At 63.4% G+C, this 16,210-nt stretch carries 18 protein-coding genes and 1 tRNA gene; 11 read left to right on the top strand and 8 right to left on the bottom strand.

Annotated features, from left to right (window positions below):
- Positions 1-8 precede the first annotated feature (8 nt).
- The 5 genes from NKJ72_RS05930 to NKJ72_RS05910 all read left to right on the top strand — a co-directional run bounded on the left by NKJ72_RS05930 (position 9) and on the right by NKJ72_RS05910 (position 3,935).
- Positions 9-158 carry a hypothetical protein gene (locus tag NKJ72_RS05930; RefSeq protein WP_023677884.1) on the top strand — a complete coding sequence of 50 codons (150 nt, stop codon included), beginning with the start codon at positions 9-11 and terminating at the stop codon, positions 156-158.
- Positions 155-1,072 (top strand): site-specific tyrosine recombinase XerD, encoded by a 918-nt coding sequence (locus tag NKJ72_RS05925; RefSeq protein ID WP_352476241.1) that lies wholly within the window; start codon positions 155-157, stop codon positions 1,070-1,072. Before NKJ72_RS05930 ends, NKJ72_RS05925 begins: the two co-directional genes overlap by 4 nt.
- Positions 1,073-1,171: 99 nt before the next feature.
- The gene (locus tag NKJ72_RS05920; RefSeq protein WP_352471457.1) at positions 1,172-2,122 is read left to right on the top strand and encodes an acetyl-CoA carboxylase carboxyltransferase subunit alpha; all 951 of its coding nucleotides are present in this window, start codon (positions 1,172-1,174) and stop codon (positions 2,120-2,122) included.
- Positions 2,123-2,331: 209 nt separating this feature from the next.
- Positions 2,332-3,660 (top strand): L,D-transpeptidase family protein, encoded by a 1,329-nt coding sequence (locus tag NKJ72_RS05915; RefSeq protein WP_254817064.1) that lies wholly within the window; start codon positions 2,332-2,334, stop codon positions 3,658-3,660.
- A 5-nt stretch (positions 3,661-3,665) separates the two neighbouring features.
- On the top strand, positions 3,666-3,935 hold the full coding sequence (locus NKJ72_RS05910) for a sulfurtransferase TusA family protein (RefSeq protein WP_352476240.1): 270 nt from the start codon (positions 3,666-3,668) through the stop codon (positions 3,933-3,935).
- Positions 3,936-4,087: 152 nt separating this feature from the next.
- Here the strand turns inward: NKJ72_RS05910 and NKJ72_RS05905 are convergent, their stop codons facing one another.
- Together NKJ72_RS05905 and NKJ72_RS05900 are read right to left on the bottom strand one after the other, a co-directional pair.
- Entirely contained in the window at positions 4,088-5,239 is a 1,152-nt protein-coding gene (locus NKJ72_RS05905) for a CobW family GTP-binding protein (protein WP_352476239.1), read from the bottom strand.
- 4 nt (positions 5,240-5,243) lie between these two features.
- Positions 5,244-6,422 carry a D-alanyl-D-alanine carboxypeptidase family protein gene (locus NKJ72_RS05900; protein WP_352476438.1) on the bottom strand — a complete coding sequence of 393 codons (1,179 nt, stop codon included), beginning with the start codon at positions 6,420-6,422 and terminating at the stop codon, positions 5,244-5,246.
- A gap of 270 nt (positions 6,423-6,692) precedes the next feature.
- Here NKJ72_RS05900 and NKJ72_RS05895 point away from each other — a divergent pair, with 270 nt between their 5' ends.
- The gene (locus NKJ72_RS05895; RefSeq protein ID WP_352476238.1) at positions 6,693-7,856 is read left to right on the top strand and encodes a M20 aminoacylase family protein; all 1,164 of its coding nucleotides are present in this window, start codon (positions 6,693-6,695) and stop codon (positions 7,854-7,856) included.
- Positions 7,857-7,871: 15 nt separating this feature from the next.
- On the opposite strand, the gene NKJ72_RS05890 is transcribed toward NKJ72_RS05895, so the two are convergent.
- The 3 genes from NKJ72_RS05890 to NKJ72_RS05880 form a co-directional block, all read right to left on the bottom strand.
- Positions 7,872-8,162 carry a hypothetical protein gene (locus NKJ72_RS05890; RefSeq protein ID WP_352468681.1) on the bottom strand — a complete coding sequence of 97 codons (291 nt, stop codon included), beginning with the start codon at positions 8,160-8,162 and terminating at the stop codon, positions 7,872-7,874.
- Between the two features lie 136 nt (positions 8,163-8,298).
- Positions 8,299-8,823 (bottom strand): hypothetical protein, encoded by a 525-nt coding sequence (locus NKJ72_RS05885; protein ID WP_352476237.1) that lies wholly within the window; start codon positions 8,821-8,823, stop codon positions 8,299-8,301.
- 127 nt (positions 8,824-8,950) lie between these two features.
- Positions 8,951-9,277, bottom strand: a complete 327-nt coding sequence (locus tag NKJ72_RS05880) for a DUF1330 domain-containing protein (RefSeq protein WP_023677873.1) — start codon at positions 9,275-9,277, stop codon at positions 8,951-8,953.
- A 173-nt stretch (positions 9,278-9,450) separates the two neighbouring features.
- Here NKJ72_RS05880 and NKJ72_RS05875 point away from each other — a divergent pair, with 173 nt between their 5' ends.
- A complete protein-coding gene (locus tag NKJ72_RS05875) occupies positions 9,451-10,143 on the top strand; it encodes a winged helix-turn-helix transcriptional regulator (RefSeq protein WP_352476437.1) in 693 nt (230 codons plus the stop codon).
- A 47-nt stretch (positions 10,144-10,190) separates the two neighbouring features.
- A tRNA-Arg gene (locus NKJ72_RS05870) sits at positions 10,191-10,267 on the top strand.
- A gap of 316 nt (positions 10,268-10,583) precedes the next feature.
- On the opposite strand, the gene NKJ72_RS05865 is transcribed toward NKJ72_RS05870, so the two are convergent.
- Both NKJ72_RS05865 and NKJ72_RS05860 read right to left on the bottom strand, forming a co-directional pair.
- Entirely contained in the window at positions 10,584-11,006 is a 423-nt protein-coding gene (locus NKJ72_RS05865; protein WP_352476236.1) for a RidA family protein, read from the bottom strand.
- Between the two features lie 109 nt (positions 11,007-11,115).
- Positions 11,116-11,964 carry an SDR family oxidoreductase gene (locus NKJ72_RS05860; protein ID WP_352476235.1) on the bottom strand — a complete coding sequence of 283 codons (849 nt, stop codon included), beginning with the start codon at positions 11,962-11,964 and terminating at the stop codon, positions 11,116-11,118.
- Positions 11,965-12,061: 97 nt separating this feature from the next.
- Between NKJ72_RS05860 and NKJ72_RS05855 the strand changes: the two genes are divergently transcribed.
- Positions 12,062-12,964 (top strand): LysR family transcriptional regulator, encoded by a 903-nt coding sequence (locus tag NKJ72_RS05855; protein ID WP_352476436.1) that lies wholly within the window; start codon positions 12,062-12,064, stop codon positions 12,962-12,964.
- A 143-nt stretch (positions 12,965-13,107) separates the two neighbouring features.
- Positions 13,108-13,311: a hypothetical protein gene (locus NKJ72_RS05850; protein ID WP_254816609.1), complete on the top strand. Its 204-nt coding sequence runs from the start codon at positions 13,108-13,110 to the stop codon at positions 13,309-13,311.
- Here the strand turns inward: NKJ72_RS05850 and NKJ72_RS05845 are convergent.
- The gene (locus NKJ72_RS05845) at positions 13,308-13,538 is read right to left on the bottom strand and encodes a VOC family protein (RefSeq protein ID WP_352476233.1); all 231 of its coding nucleotides are present in this window, start codon (positions 13,536-13,538) and stop codon (positions 13,308-13,310) included. The genes NKJ72_RS05850 and NKJ72_RS05845 overlap by 4 nt on opposite strands.
- A gap of 221 nt (positions 13,539-13,759) precedes the next feature.
- Between NKJ72_RS05845 and NKJ72_RS05840 the strand changes: the two genes are divergently transcribed.
- A complete protein-coding gene (locus NKJ72_RS05840; protein ID WP_352476232.1) occupies positions 13,760-16,036 on the top strand; it encodes a hybrid sensor histidine kinase/response regulator in 2,277 nt (758 codons plus the stop codon).
- The last annotated feature ends 174 nt before the right edge of the window (positions 16,037-16,210 follow it).

Genomic DNA, 16,210 nt, shown 5'->3' with positions numbered 1-16,210 from the left:
GAAAATTAATGCCAACACTGTTTCGCTTTGTCGTGACGCTCGCGATTCTGGCCGGCATTGTCTATGGCGCGATGTTCGCCTTGGTCATGTTCGTCGAGCCGAGAAAGGCGGAAATGAGCGTGCGTATCCCTCCGGAAAAGCTCAATCCGAAAAAATGAACAGCGCCGCCCGCATCGAAGCCTTCCTGGAAATGATGAGCGCCGAGCGCGGCGCCGCCGAAAACACGCTTTCGTCCTATCGCCGCGACCTCGAGGACGCTTCCGCCGGGATCGCCGGCGGACTTGCCGGTGCCACCAGCGCCGACATCCGCGCCTATCTCGACGACATCGCCGCGCGCGGCTTCGCCGCCACCTCGCAGGCGCGCAAATTGTCGGCGATTCGGCAGTTCTTCAAGTTCCTCTATGCCGAGGGCCTGCGCGGCGACGATCCGACCGGCACGCTGGACAGCCCGAAGAAGGGCCGGCCGCTGCCGAAGACGATGAGCGAAGCCGATACCGGCCGGCTGCTCGACCGCGCCGCGCAAGAGGCGAAGGACCCCTCCATGCATGACGGCGACACGCTCGCGGCGCTGCGCCTCCACGCACTGGTCGAGGTGCTCTACGCCACCGGCTTGCGCGTTTCGGAGCTGGTCGGCCTTCCTGTGGCGGTGGCGCAGCGCGACGACCGCTTCTTCATGGTGCGCGGCAAGGGCAACAAGGAGCGCATGGTGCCGCTGTCGGCCAAGGCGCGCACGGCGATGCGGACCTGGCTTGCCGCACGGGCGGCGGTGCCGGCTCTTGCCGACAGCCCGTTCCTGTTTCCGGCCGCCGCCGACAGCGGCTATCTCTCGAGACAGGTCTTTGCCCGCGAGCTGAAAGCGCTTGCCGCGCGGGCCGGCATTGCCGCGGCGAAGATATCGCCGCATGTGCTGCGGCATGCTTTCGCCAGCCATCTGCTGCAGAACGGCGCCGATCTCAGGGCCGTGCAGCAGCTGCTTGGCCACGCCGATATTTCAACGACGCAGATCTACACGCATGTGCTGGAGGAGCGGCTGATGCGCCTGGTCAACGATCATCATCCGCTTGCCGACTAGGCGTCATGTCGCTATGTGAGAACGACGTTCCACCGCGCCCAGCCTGCATTTTCAGGCTTGCGTCAGTCATTGCCTTCCGACTTGCCGGTCCGCCCAAGAATGTACAATTACCTCGATTTCGAAAAGCCTGTACAGGATCTCGAAGGCAAGATCCTCGAGCTGAAGAAGCTTGCCGAGAACGGCGAGGCGGTCGATGTCGGCGATGAGATCGCCCGTCTCGAGAAGCGCTCGCGCGATGCGCTGCGCGACGCCTACAAGGCGCTGACGCCGTGGCAGAAGGTGCAGGTGGCGCGCCATCCGGACAGGCCGCACTGCATCGACTACATCAAGGGCCTGCTTACCGATTTCACGCCGCTCGCCGGCGACCGCAACTTCGGCGAGGACCAGGCGATCGTCGGCGGCTTCGCCCGCTTCCGTGGCGAGCCGGTGGCGATCATCGGCCAGGAGAAGGGTTCCGACACGGCAAGCCGGCTGAAGCATAATTTCGGCTCGGTGCGGCCGGAGGGCTACCGCAAGGCGGTGCGGCTGATGGAACTCGCCGACCGCTTCCAAATCCCGTTGCTGACGCTGGTCGATACGGCCGGCGCCTATCCCGGCGTCAACGCCGAAGAGCGCGGCCAGGCGGAAGCCATCGCCCGCTCGACTTCGGCCTGCCTTGGCCTGAAGGTGCCGTCGATCTCGGTGGTGATCGGCGAAGGCGGCTCGGGCGGCGCCATAGCGATCGCCACCGCCAACCGCGTCTACATGCTCGAACACGCCATCTATTCGGTGATCTCGCCGGAGGGCGCCGCCTCGATCCTGTGGCGCGACACCACGCGGTCCAAGGATGCCGCGACCAACATGAAGATCACGGCGCAGGACCTGCTGGAGCTGAAGATCATCGACGCCATCATCGCGGAGCCGCTCGGCGGTGCCCATCGCGCCCCCGAAACGGTGATCGCCGCCACCGGCGACCTCATCGCCAGGACGATGAAGGAATTCTCCGGCGCCAACACCGACTTCCGCGAGCATCGCCGCGAGAAATACCTGGCGATGGGCCGCAATCTGTAACCAACCCAGGCACGCGGCCTGAAATGTGGCGGCGCGAACCAGTTTCGCCACAAAAATGCCGCTGCATTCGGCTCAGTGGGCTTGCCGTAAGGGGACGCGCCGCATGCTTGCGGTAAGGAATTTTCAAGGTTAACGGGCTTAGAGTCCGTCAGTGGTCGGTTTAGCAGCTGCGGCATCCGCGGCGCAGAGATGAGACGATAGCCATATCCATGTTTGCCAAGCTTGCCCGCACCGGAGTTCTGATCGCCGCGATCGGCGTCGCCGGCTGCAATGACGCTTCGATGAAGGATTTTGCGCCGCAAGCCAACAAGCCGCTGCCGGACAAGATCCTGGCCGAAATGAAAGCCAAGGGCATGGTCCGCACCTCCTCGGTGATGGCCCGCATCTTCAAGGAAGAAGGCAAGCTCGAAATCTGGAAGGCCAAGACCAACGGCCGCTACGACCTGGTCGCGAGCTACGACATCTGCAAATGGTCGGGCAAGCTCGGCCCGAAATTCACCGAAGGCGACCGCCAGGCGCCGGAAGGCTTTTACACGGTCCGCCCGGCACAGATGAACCCGCGGTCGAATTACCACCTGTCCTTCAATATCGGCTACCCCAACGCCTATGACCGTGCCAATGGCCGCACCGGTTCCAACCTGATGGTCCATGGCGCCTGCTCGTCGTCTGGCTGCTATTCGATGACCGACGCGCAGATCGAGCAGATCTACGCTTTCGGCCGAGACGCCTTCCAGGGCGGCCAGACCGAGTTCCAGATCCAGGCTTTTCCGTTCCGCATGACTGCAGCCAATATGGCGCGCTATCGCAACGACCCGAACTACGAATTCTGGAAGATGCTGAAGGTTGGCTACGACAATTTCGAGGTCACCAAGGTGCCGCCGAAAGTCGACGTCTGCGAGAAGCGCTACGTCTTCAACCAGGTTGCAGCCGACGGCTCGACCTTCAATCCGACCGGCCCCTGTCCGCCGACCACCCAGCCCGATTCGCTGAAAAGCGCCATCAACGCCTATCAGAGCACCTATGAGGCGGCCTTCAACGGCGCCATAAAGGCCAGCGTGCCGGCGCCCAAGCCGACCATCGCCGGGATCAAGGAAGCCAGCATCGTTTCCGACTGGTCGAAACGGCGTGCGCGCGGCGAACGCGTGCCGATCGAGCCGCCCTCGCTCAACCCGGACGGCACGGTGACCGAAACGGCGCGCATGGGCCGCGTCGATTCGCCGGCGGGCCGCAAGATGGCGGCGCTCGACGCCGAAAAGGCTGCCAAGCAGAAGGCCGAGGAACAGCGGCTTGCCGCGATAGAAGCGGCGAAGGCAGCGAAAGCCGCAGCCAAGGCGCAAGCCCTGGCCGAGAAGGAAGCCGCCAAGGCGCAGGCATTGGCCGAAAAGGATGCTGCCAAGGCGGCGGCCGAAGCGCCTGTCGCGACCGCAACCGTCGCGCCATCCGCGGAGGCCGTTCCGGTCGCGGAAACGCAGGCTGCGGACGCCGAAAGCACGGCGACACGGCTGAAGAAGAAGCTGCTCGGCATGTTTGGCGGCTGAGGTTCATGGTTGAACAGGAAGATGAGGGCCAAGAAGACAGGCCCTCAACCAGCCCCGCCGCCGTCTACGACCTCAAAGGCTTGAACTGTCCGTTGCCCGTGCTCAAGGCAAAAAAGCGCCTGGCTGCAATGCAGCCGGGCAGCCGCCTGTGGCTCGAAACCACCGACCCGCTCGCCGTCATCGACATTCCCGCCTTCTGCGCCGAGAGCGGCCATCGGCTGATCGAAACGACGGCGATCGCAGGCGGCCGCCGCTTCCTGGTCGAGCGCGGCTGAGCGCGTGATCTCCCCCCTTGAGGGGGAGATCTCGCCGAAGGCGACAGAGGGGGTTGCCTCGGCTGGCGCGACGCCATGTACGACCAAAGAGAAAGTTGGCGCTTCACGCGCGGCAACCCCCTCTGGCCTGCCGGCCCCCTGGAGGGGGGAGATCACGATCCGGCGATGGCCAGCGGATTGCTCTCCAGTGCCGCCCGGTCCGGCGTGTCGATCGACGGCTGGTTGGTGAAGGCGGCGAACAGCCGGCGGACATAGTCTTCCGGCATGTCGAGCGTGATCAGCACCAGCCTGGTGCCGCGCTGGCTGTCCGGCCAGGCCGGCAGTTGCACCGGCGGATGCAGGATCTTCTGCACGCCATGGATAACCAGCGGCCGCGACGGGTCTTCTGCAAGCTCAATGACGCCCTTCATCCGCAACAGGCGCTCGCCATGCGCCGAGCGCAGCAGATCGAGGAACATCTCGATTGCCGAAAACGGCACCGGCCCGTCATGAACCAACGAATGCGAACGCACGCGGGAATCGTGCCTATGGCCATGACCATGACCATGACCATGACCATGGTGATGGTGATCGCCACCGTCATGCCCCTCGTCATCATGCCCGCTGTGGTCATGCCGGCTATGGTCATGGTCGTGGCCGGCTTCTTCGCCGAGCCAACGCTGCACATCGACGGATTTGGTGGCCGGATTGTAGAGGCCGCAATCGAACAGGGTCGCCACGCTTGCCTGGCTCGCGTCGAGCACCACGGCGCCCGGGTTGAGCTGCCTGAGCCGCGCCCGCAACGCCTTGGCATCGCCCGCATCCGTGGCCAGGTCGGCCTTGCTGAGCACGATGCGGTCGGCGACGGCCACCTGCTTCACCGCCTCGACATGGGCATCGAGCGTCGCATTGCCGTTGACGGCGTCGACCAGGGTGATGACGCCGTCGAGCCGGAAGGCCTGGACCAGGGCCGGATGCGCCATGATCGACTGCAGCACGGGGGCGGGATCGGCGAGCCCGGTGGTCTCGACGACGACGCGGGCAAGCCGATCGATGCGGCCGGTCTGCAGCCGGTCGACGAGGTCGGCCAGCGTGTCGACCAGCTCGCCGCGCACCGTACAGCAGAGGCAGCCATCGGAGAGCTGGATGATGCCGTCGGAGGCCTGCTCGACCAAGAGATGGTCGATCGCCACCTCGCCGAACTCGTTGATGATGACGGCGGTGTCGGCGAGCGCGGGATCCCGCAGCAGCCGGTTGAGCAGCGTCGTCTTGCCCGCACCAAGAAAGCCGGTGAGCACCGAAACGGGGATCGGGAAGCCGGCCATCAGGCTAGTTCAACGCCTTGGCCGGCTGCTGGACCTGCGCGGCGGTGGCGGATCCGGCCACAACAGGCTCGGCGCCGGACGGCGGCGCCCGGTCCGGCCGCCATGTCGGCAGCGGCACGTCGGCATATTCCTGCCCGGAGGCGTCGAGCATCGCCTTCGGCGTCGGTCCCGTGGCGCCGCCGAGGCCGACAGCGATCAGCGTCGGCACATGGTCGAGCTTTTCCTGATAGGGCGACTTCGGCACGTCCTTGCCCTTGTCGCCGACGGCGGGTGCTGCTTCCGACTGCTCCTCGGCCGGCTTCTTCTTGCAGATTTCGCCATTCATATCGTTGGCCGACATCGTGTCGCCATAGGCGGGCAGCGCCGCGACGGTCAGCCAGCTCGGCGCCGGCGTTGCAAAGCCCTGGTCGAGCAGTTTTGCCGCCGTTTCGGCGCGGGTAATGGCTGACCGTTCGCCGAGCACCACGGCGACCAGGGTGCGGCCGTTGCGGGTCGCCGAGCCGATCATGTTGAAACCGGACGAGCAGACGAAACCCGTTTTCATGCCGTCGGCACCCGGATAGCGGCCGATCAGGAGGTTGTAGTTGGAGATTGCCTTCTTGCCGACGGCAAGGCCTTCGATCGAGAACCAGGGGGCATATTGCGGGAAGTCCTTGCGGATCGCCATCACCAGCAAAGCGAGATCGCGTGCTGTCGTATATTGGTCCGGCGAATAGAGCCCGTTCGGATTGACGAAGTGCGACCCGCTCATGCCGAGCCGTTGCGCTTCGGCGTTCATGCGTTCGGCAAAGGCGGCTTGCGAACCGCCGATATTCTCGCCGACCGCCATGGCGATATCGTTGGCCGATTTGACCAGCATCATCTTCAGCGCGTTGTCGAGCCGCATCACCGAGCCCGGCTTGAAGCCCATCTTGCTCGGCGGCTCGCCGGCCGAATGTTTCGTTACCTTGATCGGCGAATCGAGCTGGACCTCACCCGCGGCAATCGCCCGAAACGCCACATAGGCGGTCATCAGCTTGGTCAGCGATGCCGGGTACCAGCGCCTGAACGCCTCCTGGTGCTGCAGGATCTTGCCGCTGTTCAGGTCGAACAGGATGGTCGGATTGGCCAAGGCAGGCCCGGCCAGCGCCGGAAGCATCACCGCGCCCGCCACCAACAGTTTGAGGAAATGCCTGTACCGCATCATGAAAACCGAAATAGCCTCTTGCCGCAGTCGCACCTGGCTCCGTAAGATTTCGTTACACGATCGCCAGGATAATGGTCCGGCCCTCTGTTCCCGGACCACAGTCGCGGTGCTATTTACTCTATGTGACGTCAACATGGCAAAGTGCTGCCGATCACAATGTGGAAGCAGCAGCACAATGCAAAGCAGCGTGCATGGTTGCAAGGCAGCAGGCACAATTGCAAAGCAGCAGGCCAACACCGCCTGCTCCAACAGCGAAATGGAACCATCATGCCGATCCTGAACCGAGCCGCCGAAATGCAGGTCGAGGTGGCCGGCTGGCGCCGCCATTTGCACCAGACGCCGGAGCTGAATTTCGACGTCTTCAAGACCGCCGCTTTCGTCACCGAGAAGCTGAAGGCTTTCGGCTGCGACGACATCGTGACTGGTTTGGGCAAGACCGGCGTCGTCGGCATCATTCGCGGTCGCCACGGCGAAGGCTCGACCATCGGCCTGCGCGCCGACATGGATGCCCTGCCGCTCAACGAGATCACCGGCAAATCCTATGCCTCGACGGTCCCCGGCAAGATGCACGCCTGCGGCCATGACGGCCACACCGCGATGCTTTTGGGTGCCGCCAAATACCTCGCCGAAACGCGCAATTTCGCCGGCTCGGTCGCGGTCATCTTCCAGCCGGCCGAAGAGGGCGGCGGCGGCGGCAACGAGATGGTCAAGGACGGCATGATGGAGCGCTTCGGCATCTCCAAGGTGTTCGGCATGCACAACATGCCGGGCCTGCCGGTCGGCCAGTTCGCCATCAGGCCGGGCCCGATCATGGCGGCGACCGCCGAATTCACCATCACCGTCAAGGGCCGGGGCGGCCACGCGGCGATGCCGCACGGCACCATCGATCCGATCGTCATCGCCAGCCAGCTCGTCGGCGCATTGCAGACGATCGCCTCGCGCAGCACCGATCCGGTCGAGGCGGTGGTCGTCTCGGTGACGAAATTCCATGCCGGCGACGCCTACAACGTCATTCCCGAGAGCGCCGAGATCGCCGGAACGGTACGCACGCTGAAGAAGGAGGTTGCCAAGAAGGCCGAAGAACGCATCCGCGCGCTTTGCCAAGGCCTGGGCGCTGCTTTCGGCGCGACAATCGAGGTCGACTACAATGCCAACTACCCCGTCACCTTCAACCATCCCGAAGAGACGGTCTTTGCTAGCGACATCGCGGCCGACATCGCCGGCGACAGTTATGTGCACCGCGCCATCCAGCCGGTGATGGGCGGCGAGGATTTCTCCTACATGCTGGAAGCCCGGCCGGGCGCCTTCATCTTCATCGGCAATGGCGATACCGCCGGCCTGCACAACCCGGCCTATGACTTCAACGACGAGGTCATCCCGCACGGCATGAGCTATTGGGTGAAGCTGGCGGAAACGGCGCTGGCGGCATAGCCGTTCGGCATTGGCTTACGGCCCGCTCTTCGGATCCTCGACCTCCAGCGCTTCCATGACCGGCGCCAGCTCGTTGTCGTCGGCGGGTTGCGGTTCTTCGCCTGTCCTCGCCTTCTTCAGGGCTGCCTCGATCGCCTCCTGGATATTGCCGAGTTCGTCTTCGCGAACCTCGTGGCCATAGCCGGCAGCGTCGGCATCCTGCTCGAATTGCTGCGCCAGGACGGCGACGCTCACTTCGCTCTCGGCCGGTAGATTGCCGACATTCTCCTGCAGCCAGGTTTCAAAGAACTCTTTGGTGGCGCTCATGCGGGTCTCTCCTTCGGGACACTAAAGCGCGCTGGCATCCCGAAGGTTCCGCTATCTGAGCCGTCTTTGCGCCCGTTGCTGGCTGTCCCGCAATTCAGAGCGGCCAGGCGGCGATGGCGCCGCCTGGCTCGGCTGCTTACTGGCTGGCAGCAGTCGTCGGTTCGCACGACACGTTCGGGTTCATATCGGCGAACGCGCCGGTCGGGTTGCCCTTCCAGGCCCAGACATGCAGCTCGTAGAAAGGTCCGAGGCCATAGCGGTTGGGCGCGCTGTTGAAATTGAACAGATGTCCATCGAGCGAGGCCGGGCCTTTCGAGGTGATGTATTCGACCGCGATCAGTTTTAGCGTGCCGTCGGCCATCGGCTCGTACATGACGGCTTCAGGCTTGGCGACATCGACCGCGTCGTCCTTGAGGTAGCCGGGATTGACGTAGTGGATGCCCATGGCGCCGCCGGTGATGCCGCTGGCGCAAGGAATGGGCGCATAGCCCTCGGCGGTCGCCGCCGCCACATTCTCGAAGCGGCTGTTGGCGGCGCGCACCTTGTCGGCCAGCGGATTGGGACCGGAGGTGGGGGCTGCCTGATGCGCCTGCGCCAACGCAGTGCAGGCCGACAGCAGCGCCACGGCAGCGAGGAACTTGTTGCGAAAGTTGATTGTCATAGTTATTCCATTCTTCTTGAAAAGCACAGCCCGGCCGGCCGCCGGAAGTAAGGAGGTCCGGCAGGTGGGCGCTGTGGCTGTTGTTGCTGGGAGATCCCTGCCCCGATGCGACGAATGCAGGGGGAGATCATCCCTTCGGCAAATACGGGATGGTTCCGGCCAGATCGGAATTGTCGATCAGCTGGAAACGGCTGTCGCTACCGCCCTGACGGGCCGAAACGAAGGGTGCGTAGGCAGGATCGTCGGTAAAGGCGCGCGCCGCGGCCTCGGTCGGGAACGCCATCAAGGCAATCAGGGTGGTGTCGAGCGGCTTGCCTTCGAGCGTCTTCACATTGCCGCTGCGCGACAGATATCTGCCGCCGTGCTTGTGGACGAGGTCGTGGACCGACGCGGCATAGGCCGGCATCCACTTTGGGTCCCTCACCTTGATGTCTGCGATAACGTAAGCGGTCATGGGTCATGTCTCCTGGTCGTGCACAGGGGTATCCCGTGCAGCGGCAGAGGGGTCGCATGTCAGGGCCGGCGCCAGCCAGTCCGCCATCTGTACTGGGCCGGTACAGTTTCTGTACTCGCGGCGTTGCCGGGAAAGGCCTATGGTTCCGCCAGAGTTTGAGGGAAGGCAACATCGTGACCCAGTCCGGATACAAACAGTTCTGCCCGTTATCGATGGCCGCGGAGGTGCTGTGCACTCGCTGGACCATGGTTCTGCTTCGCGAATTGGTGGCGGGCTCGACCCGTTTCAACGATCTGCGCCGCGGCGTCCCCAAAATGTCGCCGACCCTTCTGTCGCAACGCCTCAAGGAGCTCGAGCTGGCCGGGATCGTCGAGCGCAAGGAGGTGCGCGGCGAGAAAGGCATCTTCGAATACCGGATGACCGAGGCAGGCAGGGATCTGCGTTCCGTCGTCGAGGCAATGGGTTTTTGGGGCCAGAAATGGGTCGAGTCCCGGCTGTCCTTGAAGAACCTCGATCCGTCGCTGCTGATGTGGGACATGCGGCGCAATCTCAACGCGTCGCCGCTGCCCGACGGGCGCACGGTGATACAATTTCTGTATCAGGAGCTCCCCGCCTCCAAGCGGTCATGGTGGCTGATCGTCGAGAAGCACGGCGAGGTCGACCTCTGCTGGTACGATCCGGGCTTCGATGTCGATCTCTACGTCTCGACCGACCTGCACACCATGACCGAAATCTGGATGGGACTGATCACCGTCGAGAAGGCCGGGGCGAAAGTCGTTCTGACGGGCGACCGGGATATCGCGCGCAAAATGCAGACCTGGCTCGGCCTGAGTCCGTTCGCGGTGGAGCCGAAGCGAGCGGCCTAACTGCCTCTTGGCGAAACGATCCGAAGCGGTTATGTGTCGGGCCGCGTGGTCCCGTAGCTCAGTAGGATAGAGCGGCAGATTCCTAATCTGTAGGTCACAGGTTCGATTCCTGTCGGGATCACCAAAGTTTTCAATAACTTAGTGAATTGGTGCCGTACTTTTTTGCCAATTGGTACGGCACCTCGTCTATGGCACGAGCGGCGAGGGTTATTGGACCTCTGAGGAAGTTGATTGGATTGTCTACTGTTCGCACGAAGGGACGATCACGCTTGGCGGGTCAATAACAGCAATCGCCCCATCAAAACTCCCTTGCGGCTGATTGGAGTTAACGTCCGCTCCGGGTTGGGAGTTGAATGGCAGCTATCCTTGAACCAGCCCCTTTGACCGGACGGTCTGAAATCGGCCCAAATCGCCGATGCAGAAAATTGCAGGATGAACGATCATCGCTTGTCCGCTGGCTGACCGCTTGTCGTCAAAGGGATGCGGGCGATGACCTTGATCTCGAAATCGAAACCCGCGAGCCAGTTGACGCCCACTGCCGTCCAGTTCGGATAGGGAGGTGCGCCGATCTCTTCCGCGCGGACAGCCAGCACCGTTTCGATCTGTTCGTCCGGGTTGGTGTGGAAGGTGGTGACGTCGACAACGTCATCGAAGCTACACCCGGCGGCGGCCAAGACCTCACGCATATTGGCGAAGGCCCGCCGAACCTGATCCTCGAATACGGGCTCAGGCGAGCCGTCCTGACGGCTCCCGACCTGACCCGACACGAAGAGAAGATCGCCAGAGCGAATGGCCGCGGAATATCGATGAATATCGTATAACGCGTGGCGTTTGGCCGGGAAAATGGCGTCACGTGCAGGCATTTCGTGTTCCTTTCTGTCTTAATAACGGCGCCGGGCCGGAGCCTGGGGCATCAACGGGCGGAGCTGCATGCCGGTGGCCTGCGGCTCTGGATCGGCGGGACAGGTTGGGTCACAGCCGCGCCAGCTCCTCGTCGGTGAAATCCGCCGCAACCGCGATGTCCTTCTGCCGGTCGAGCTCCTCGATGCGCCCGCCGAGTGCCTTGCGGATGCCGGCATAGGCCTCGGCACCAAGCACCAGCCGTTTCGGGAGCGGACCATCCTGATCGGCAAGCCGGATCATTGCGTCCGTCATGCGGTCGGGGTCGCCCTTGATCACCCATGAGACACCCAGCGCCTCGCGGATCTGACCGGCGGGTGTTCCCTCATAGGCCGCGAGCGGCCTGGTCCGCGCGAGGTTGCCGCCGAACCCGGTCCGCGCCGGCCCAGGTTCAACAAGGCTGAATTCGATGCCGAAGGGAGCCGCCTCCTGCGCCACGGACTCGACGAATCCCTCGATACCCCACTTGGTTGCGTGATAGAGGCTGAAAGCCGGATAGGCGATCTGGCCTCCCTCGCTCGATACCTGTAGAATCCGGCCGCCACCCTGGCTGCGCAGATGCGGCACCGCCGCCCGGATGAGTGCGATCGAGCCGATGAGATTGGTGTCGATGATGTCCCGGACCTGCACAACGCCAGCCTCTTCAGCCGCGCCGAGGAGGCCATAGCCAGCATTGCTGACGACGATGTCGATCCGAGTGGATGCCGCGAAGGCGCGGTCGACCGCGGCGCGGACCGAGCTCTGGTCCCTGAGGTCCATTGCGACGATGCGGAGCCGTTCGGGGTAACTTGCACGCAGGTCGGGAAGTGCGTCCTCGCTGCGGCTGGCACCGACGACGCGGTCTCCCCTGATCAGGGCCTTCTCCGCCAGCAGCCGGCCTAGACCGGAAGACACACCCGTTATGAGCCAGGTCTTTTCCATTTCTCATTTCTCCAATTGATCCAGGCAGGAGATAGGGCAATCGCATTGCGCGCATTAGCCGTTGAAATCGGCATGGGATAATGCAAAATCCCCATCAATGCCCCGCCCGTCGCTCAACGATCTCACCGCCTTCGTCGCCGTTGCCACACACCGCAGCTTCCGCCGCGCAGCGGACGAGATCGGCACGGCACCTTCCACATTGAGCCATGCGATGCGTGCGCTCGAGGAACGCATGGGCGTGCGACTTCTGAACCGCACCACACGCAGCGTCTCGCCGACAGAAGCCGGGTTCCGGTTGCTCGACCGTCTTCAGCCGGCGCTCGCCTCGTTGGACGAGGCGCTCGACAGCGTCGCGGGGTTCCGGGGCAATGTCGCGGGCACGGTCCGCATCAACGCACCGCGATTGGTGGCCGGGCTTCTCGTTCGCTGGGTCCTTCCGCAGGTGGCGGAGCGCCATCCGGACGTGACCGTGGACATCGTTGTCGAGGGGCGGCTCATCGATATCGTGTCCAGCGGGTTCGATGCCGGCGTACGCCTCATCACATCAATTCCCAAAGACATGATCGCCGTGCCGTTTGCACGCGCGTTGACGCTCATCTGTATCGCGTCGCCCGCCTATCTCGATCGCTTCGGGGAGCCGGGAACGCCCGAGGAATTGCAACGCCACCATTGCATCGGCCACCGTATGCCCAGCGGCAAGCTCTATCGATGGGAGTTCGAACGCGCAGGCCAGGAACTGGTGATCGGGGCAAACGGCCCCATCGTCCTTGATGACGAGGAACTGATGGTCGAAGCCGCAATAGAGGGTCTGGGCATCGCCTATGTGGCGGATTGGGCCGCCGAAGCGGCGGTGTCCGATGGCCGGCTACGCAAGGTCCTGACCGCGTGGACGCCAGCACCGGAAGAAGTTGCGGTCTACTACCCCGGACATCGAGCCGTACCGCCCGCACTGCGAGCTTTTCTCGACGTAGTCAAAGACCTGCGGAAGAAAGAACCTTAACTGGATCACGAACGACGCCCTCGCGCGGAACAGCCGCTCTGCGGACAAAGCTAACCTCGCCACCGGTTCCTTGGCCATACGCGTCTGAAGTTAGTCCGTGTGTCTGAGTTGGGCTGTGTGGGCGCCTACCCACTGCGTAAGACATGGCGCAGGACAAGGACGCCTTTGACGCTAACTCCTTGGCCGATAATCAGGCGGTGACTGGCTGCATCAGTTCGAAGATGTTGCCCCAAAGATCGGAGAAGAACGCGATGCGGCTGCTGATCGCCGGAACATCGAATGGCTCATGCACGATTTTTCACGCTACGGCGCTTCAACTCGGCAACGGCCTTGTCGACGTCGTCTAGGCGAAGGCAAGGTGATGCCACCCCGACAGGCCGAGGCTGGCACCAAGATCCGCGTATACGGGGCGCTCGGCAGCGCCGGGGCCTGCCAGAAGTTCAAGGCGGAAGCCGTCATCCACTGCCGGCGAAAGAAAGACGAAGGTCATATCGTCGCTAGAAGGTACGGTATTCACGACTCTGAAATCCAGCTTTCCGGTGTACCACGAGATCGCGGCATCGTGGTCAGGCACTCGGAGCAAAGAAGGGTCGCATCAGGTCATAGCGCGAACGGCAGGTTTCGAAAAGCGCCATGAGGGTCAGCAAATGGCGCTCCTTGTCCTGCTGGTGCAAGCGTTTCCCCACCCCGCACCGTACTGCGGTCGGATTCAGGCATCTTGCCGGAACTCACGATAATCGTCATCCTTGCCAGCCCGACGGCCAGCGTTCCGACCGGTCGTCACGGAGCCCGCCCTTGCAAGAAGACGACGACGGAAACGCATTCCAACAGGCGATCCTCGCTTCGGTGGTTCGCTCATCGCTCGACTGCGTGATCGTCACGGACGAAGCCGGATTGGTTGTGGAATTCAACGCGGCGGCCGAGGCGACCTTCGGCTATTCGCGCGCTGAAGCGGTCGGCAGACAGATCTCGGAGCTCATCGTCCCGCCGCATCTGCGCAAGGCGCACGCAAACGGGCTTGCCGCCTATCTTGCGGGTGGCGCCCCGCGGTTGCTCGGGCGTCGCACAGAGCAGACTGCCATGCGAGCGAACGGCACCGAGTTTCCGGTGGAACTCACGATCACCGAAGCCCGGAGCGGCAAACGTCGTTTCTTCACGGCGAGCTTGCGCGACCTGTCGCAGCGCCACGCTGCCGACGCAGCTCTGCGTGCCAGCGAAGCCCGCTTGGCGGCATTCATGAAGCATGCTCCCGTAGGCATGTACCTGAAGGATACCGACGGACGCTATCTGGTCGCCAATCCGGAAATGGGAAAGGTCTTCGGCCGGCCAGCCGAGAGCGCGATCGGACTAAGCGCGGCCGACATTTTCGGGCCGCAGGAGGCCGCGATGATCGCGGAAAACGATCGCCGCGTGCTGGAATCGGGACAGGCGATTGCAATCGAGGAATTTCTAAGCAACGCGGTCGATTATGCCTGGAGCCTTGTCGTTCGCTTTCCCGTGCTGTGGGCCGATCAGCAACAGGCGCGCATCGGCGGCTTCGATATCGATATCACCGAGCAGAAGCGCGCGGCCGAGCGCCTGCAGCAAAGCGAGCGGCGCTTCCGAGACCTCACTCACCATCATCCGGTTCCGGTCGTGTTCATAGACTCGCGAACGAGGCACCTGATTACCGCAAATCCCGCCTTCCGCGAGATCATGGGTATCGGCCCCCGTGACGAGGACCGCTTCCGCCAGCACCGCTGGTTCGCCACACGGGAAGACTATCGGCGCCTCAAGGCCCTGTCACGTCAGCAGCCGCGCGCCGACGGCGTGGAGGCTCAACTTCGGCGTCTGGACGGCTCCGTGTTTCCCGTGTCGCTGAGTTGGCGCCACATCGAGATGGACGACCGACCGGTGATCGTCGGCAGCATTCTTGATCTCACCGCAACCAAGGCGGCTGAAGCCGAACTGGCGCGGTCGCGCGAGGCATTGGCGCAGAGCGAGCGGCTCAATGCACTTGGTTCGCTGCTTGCCGGCGTTTCGCACGAACTCAATAACCCCTTGGCGGTCGTCGTCGCGCAGGCCCAGTTGCTGGAAGAATTTCTAGCCGGAACCGCCCACGCACAGCGGGCCGGCAAGATCAGACTCGCCGCCGAGCGCTGCGCGCGCATCGTGAAGACTTTCCTGGCAATGGCGCGACAACGCCAGCCGGAGCGCCGCAGTACCGACGTCAACGATCTGATCCGCGCAGTTCTTGACATCGCCGGCTACGGTTTGCGCACGGCAGGCATCGAGGTGCAATGCCGGCTCGCCGAGAGCCTGCCGCCTTTGGAAGTCGACCCTGACCAGATGCATCAGGTGTTCTACAACCTGATCGTCAACGCGCAACACGCCCTGCAGGAGATACCGGCACCGCGGCGGATCGAGATCGAAACGTCGCTTGAAGGCAATGACCTCCAGATCGTGATCGCCGACAATGGCCCCGGTGTGCCCGCCGAGATCCGGAACCGCATTTTCGATCCGTTTTTTACCACCAAGGCTCAGGGTGCGGGCACCGGGATCGGGCTCGCTTTCTCGCTCGGCGTGGTGCAGTCGCACAATGGACGGCTGACCCTGCTTGACCGTGCGGACGGCGCGCATTTCCGGTTGCTGTTGCCGGTGGAGGCCTGCACTTCGTCAGATTCAGTCGAAGGTGTTGCGGCTCACTCGGTCGCGGACATCGGTTGTACCGCCCTTGTGGTCGATGACGAGCGGGAGGTTGGAGAAACGGTGGCAGAACTACTAGAGGCTGAAGGTTTTGCCGTCAGGATCGTCGAGGACGGTGCCGGTGCCAAGGCAGCGCTGATGAGTGCTGTTTTTGATGTGATCTTTTGCGATCTGCGGATGCCGAACATCGACGGCCCCGCCTTGTTCGACTGGGCCTGTCAGGCAACCCCGGGCATGGCGGAGCGATTCGTTTTCGTTACCGGCGACACGCTCGGCGGCGCTGCGGCGCGCTTCCTTGAACGGGCCGGTCGACCAGTTGTCGAGAAGCCATTTTCGCGCGATTCTATCCGCCGGGCACTAAGCTCGTTGGCAGACGGTCCGCGCTAGCCAACGACCTCAGCACCTCTAAGCGCGAACGTCTGGTGTGATGCCCGATGCGCGTTCGTAGGCATCTCGCTGTTACATCGCGGTGACAAAAACACCGCCACGGTGGCGTCAACCGGTTACCAAGGGCAGTAAATATCTCCGGCCTTCTGGGAGGAGTGCCGTGTCAGCGTCCCC

Origin of the sequence: Mesorhizobium sp. M0045 (assembly GCF_040323385.1) — a bacterium.
Lineage (GTDB): Bacteria > Pseudomonadota > Alphaproteobacteria > Rhizobiales > Rhizobiaceae > Mesorhizobium.
Note: the sequence above shows the minus strand (reverse complement) of the source record. Positions and strands in the feature narration are given on the sequence as shown.

Excerpts from the sequence above, each read along its gene's own strand:
- NKJ72_RS05930 (WP_023677884.1), top strand. The coding sequence starts at position 9 with ATGCCAACACTGTTTCGCTTTGTCGTGACGCTCGCGATTCTGGCCGGC.
- NKJ72_RS05925 (WP_352476241.1), top strand. The coding sequence starts at position 155 with ATGAACAGCGCCGCCCGCATCGAAGCCTTCCTGGAAATGATGAGCGCC.
- NKJ72_RS05920 (WP_352471457.1), top strand. The coding sequence starts at position 1,172 with ATGTACAATTACCTCGATTTCGAAAAGCCTGTACAGGATCTCGAAGGC.
- NKJ72_RS05915 (WP_254817064.1), top strand. The coding sequence starts at position 2,332 with ATGTTTGCCAAGCTTGCCCGCACCGGAGTTCTGATCGCCGCGATCGGC.
- NKJ72_RS05910 (WP_352476240.1), top strand. The coding sequence starts at position 3,666 with ATGGTTGAACAGGAAGATGAGGGCCAAGAAGACAGGCCCTCAACCAGC.
- NKJ72_RS05905 (WP_352476239.1), bottom strand. The coding sequence starts at position 5,239 with ATGGCCGGCTTCCCGATCCCCGTTTCGGTGCTCACCGGCTTTCTTGGT.
- NKJ72_RS05900 (WP_352476438.1), bottom strand. The coding sequence starts at position 6,422 with ATGCGGTACAGGCATTTCCTCAAACTGTTGGTGGCGGGCGCGGTGATG.
- NKJ72_RS05895 (WP_352476238.1), top strand. The coding sequence starts at position 6,693 with ATGCCGATCCTGAACCGAGCCGCCGAAATGCAGGTCGAGGTGGCCGGC.
- NKJ72_RS05890 (WP_352468681.1), bottom strand. The coding sequence starts at position 8,162 with ATGAGCGCCACCAAAGAGTTCTTTGAAACCTGGCTGCAGGAGAATGTC.
- NKJ72_RS05885 (WP_352476237.1), bottom strand. The coding sequence starts at position 8,823 with ATGACAATCAACTTTCGCAACAAGTTCCTCGCTGCCGTGGCGCTGCTG.
- NKJ72_RS05880 (WP_023677873.1), bottom strand. The coding sequence starts at position 9,277 with ATGACCGCTTACGTTATCGCAGACATCAAGGTGAGGGACCCAAAGTGG.
- NKJ72_RS05865 (WP_352476236.1), bottom strand. The coding sequence starts at position 11,006 with ATGCCTGCACGTGACGCCATTTTCCCGGCCAAACGCCACGCGTTATAC.
- NKJ72_RS05860 (WP_352476235.1), bottom strand. The coding sequence starts at position 11,964 with ATGGAAAAGACCTGGCTCATAACGGGTGTGTCTTCCGGTCTAGGCCGG.
- NKJ72_RS05855 (WP_352476436.1), top strand. The coding sequence starts at position 12,062 with ATGCCCCGCCCGTCGCTCAACGATCTCACCGCCTTCGTCGCCGTTGCC.
- NKJ72_RS05850 (WP_254816609.1), top strand. The coding sequence starts at position 13,108 with ATGGCGCAGGACAAGGACGCCTTTGACGCTAACTCCTTGGCCGATAAT.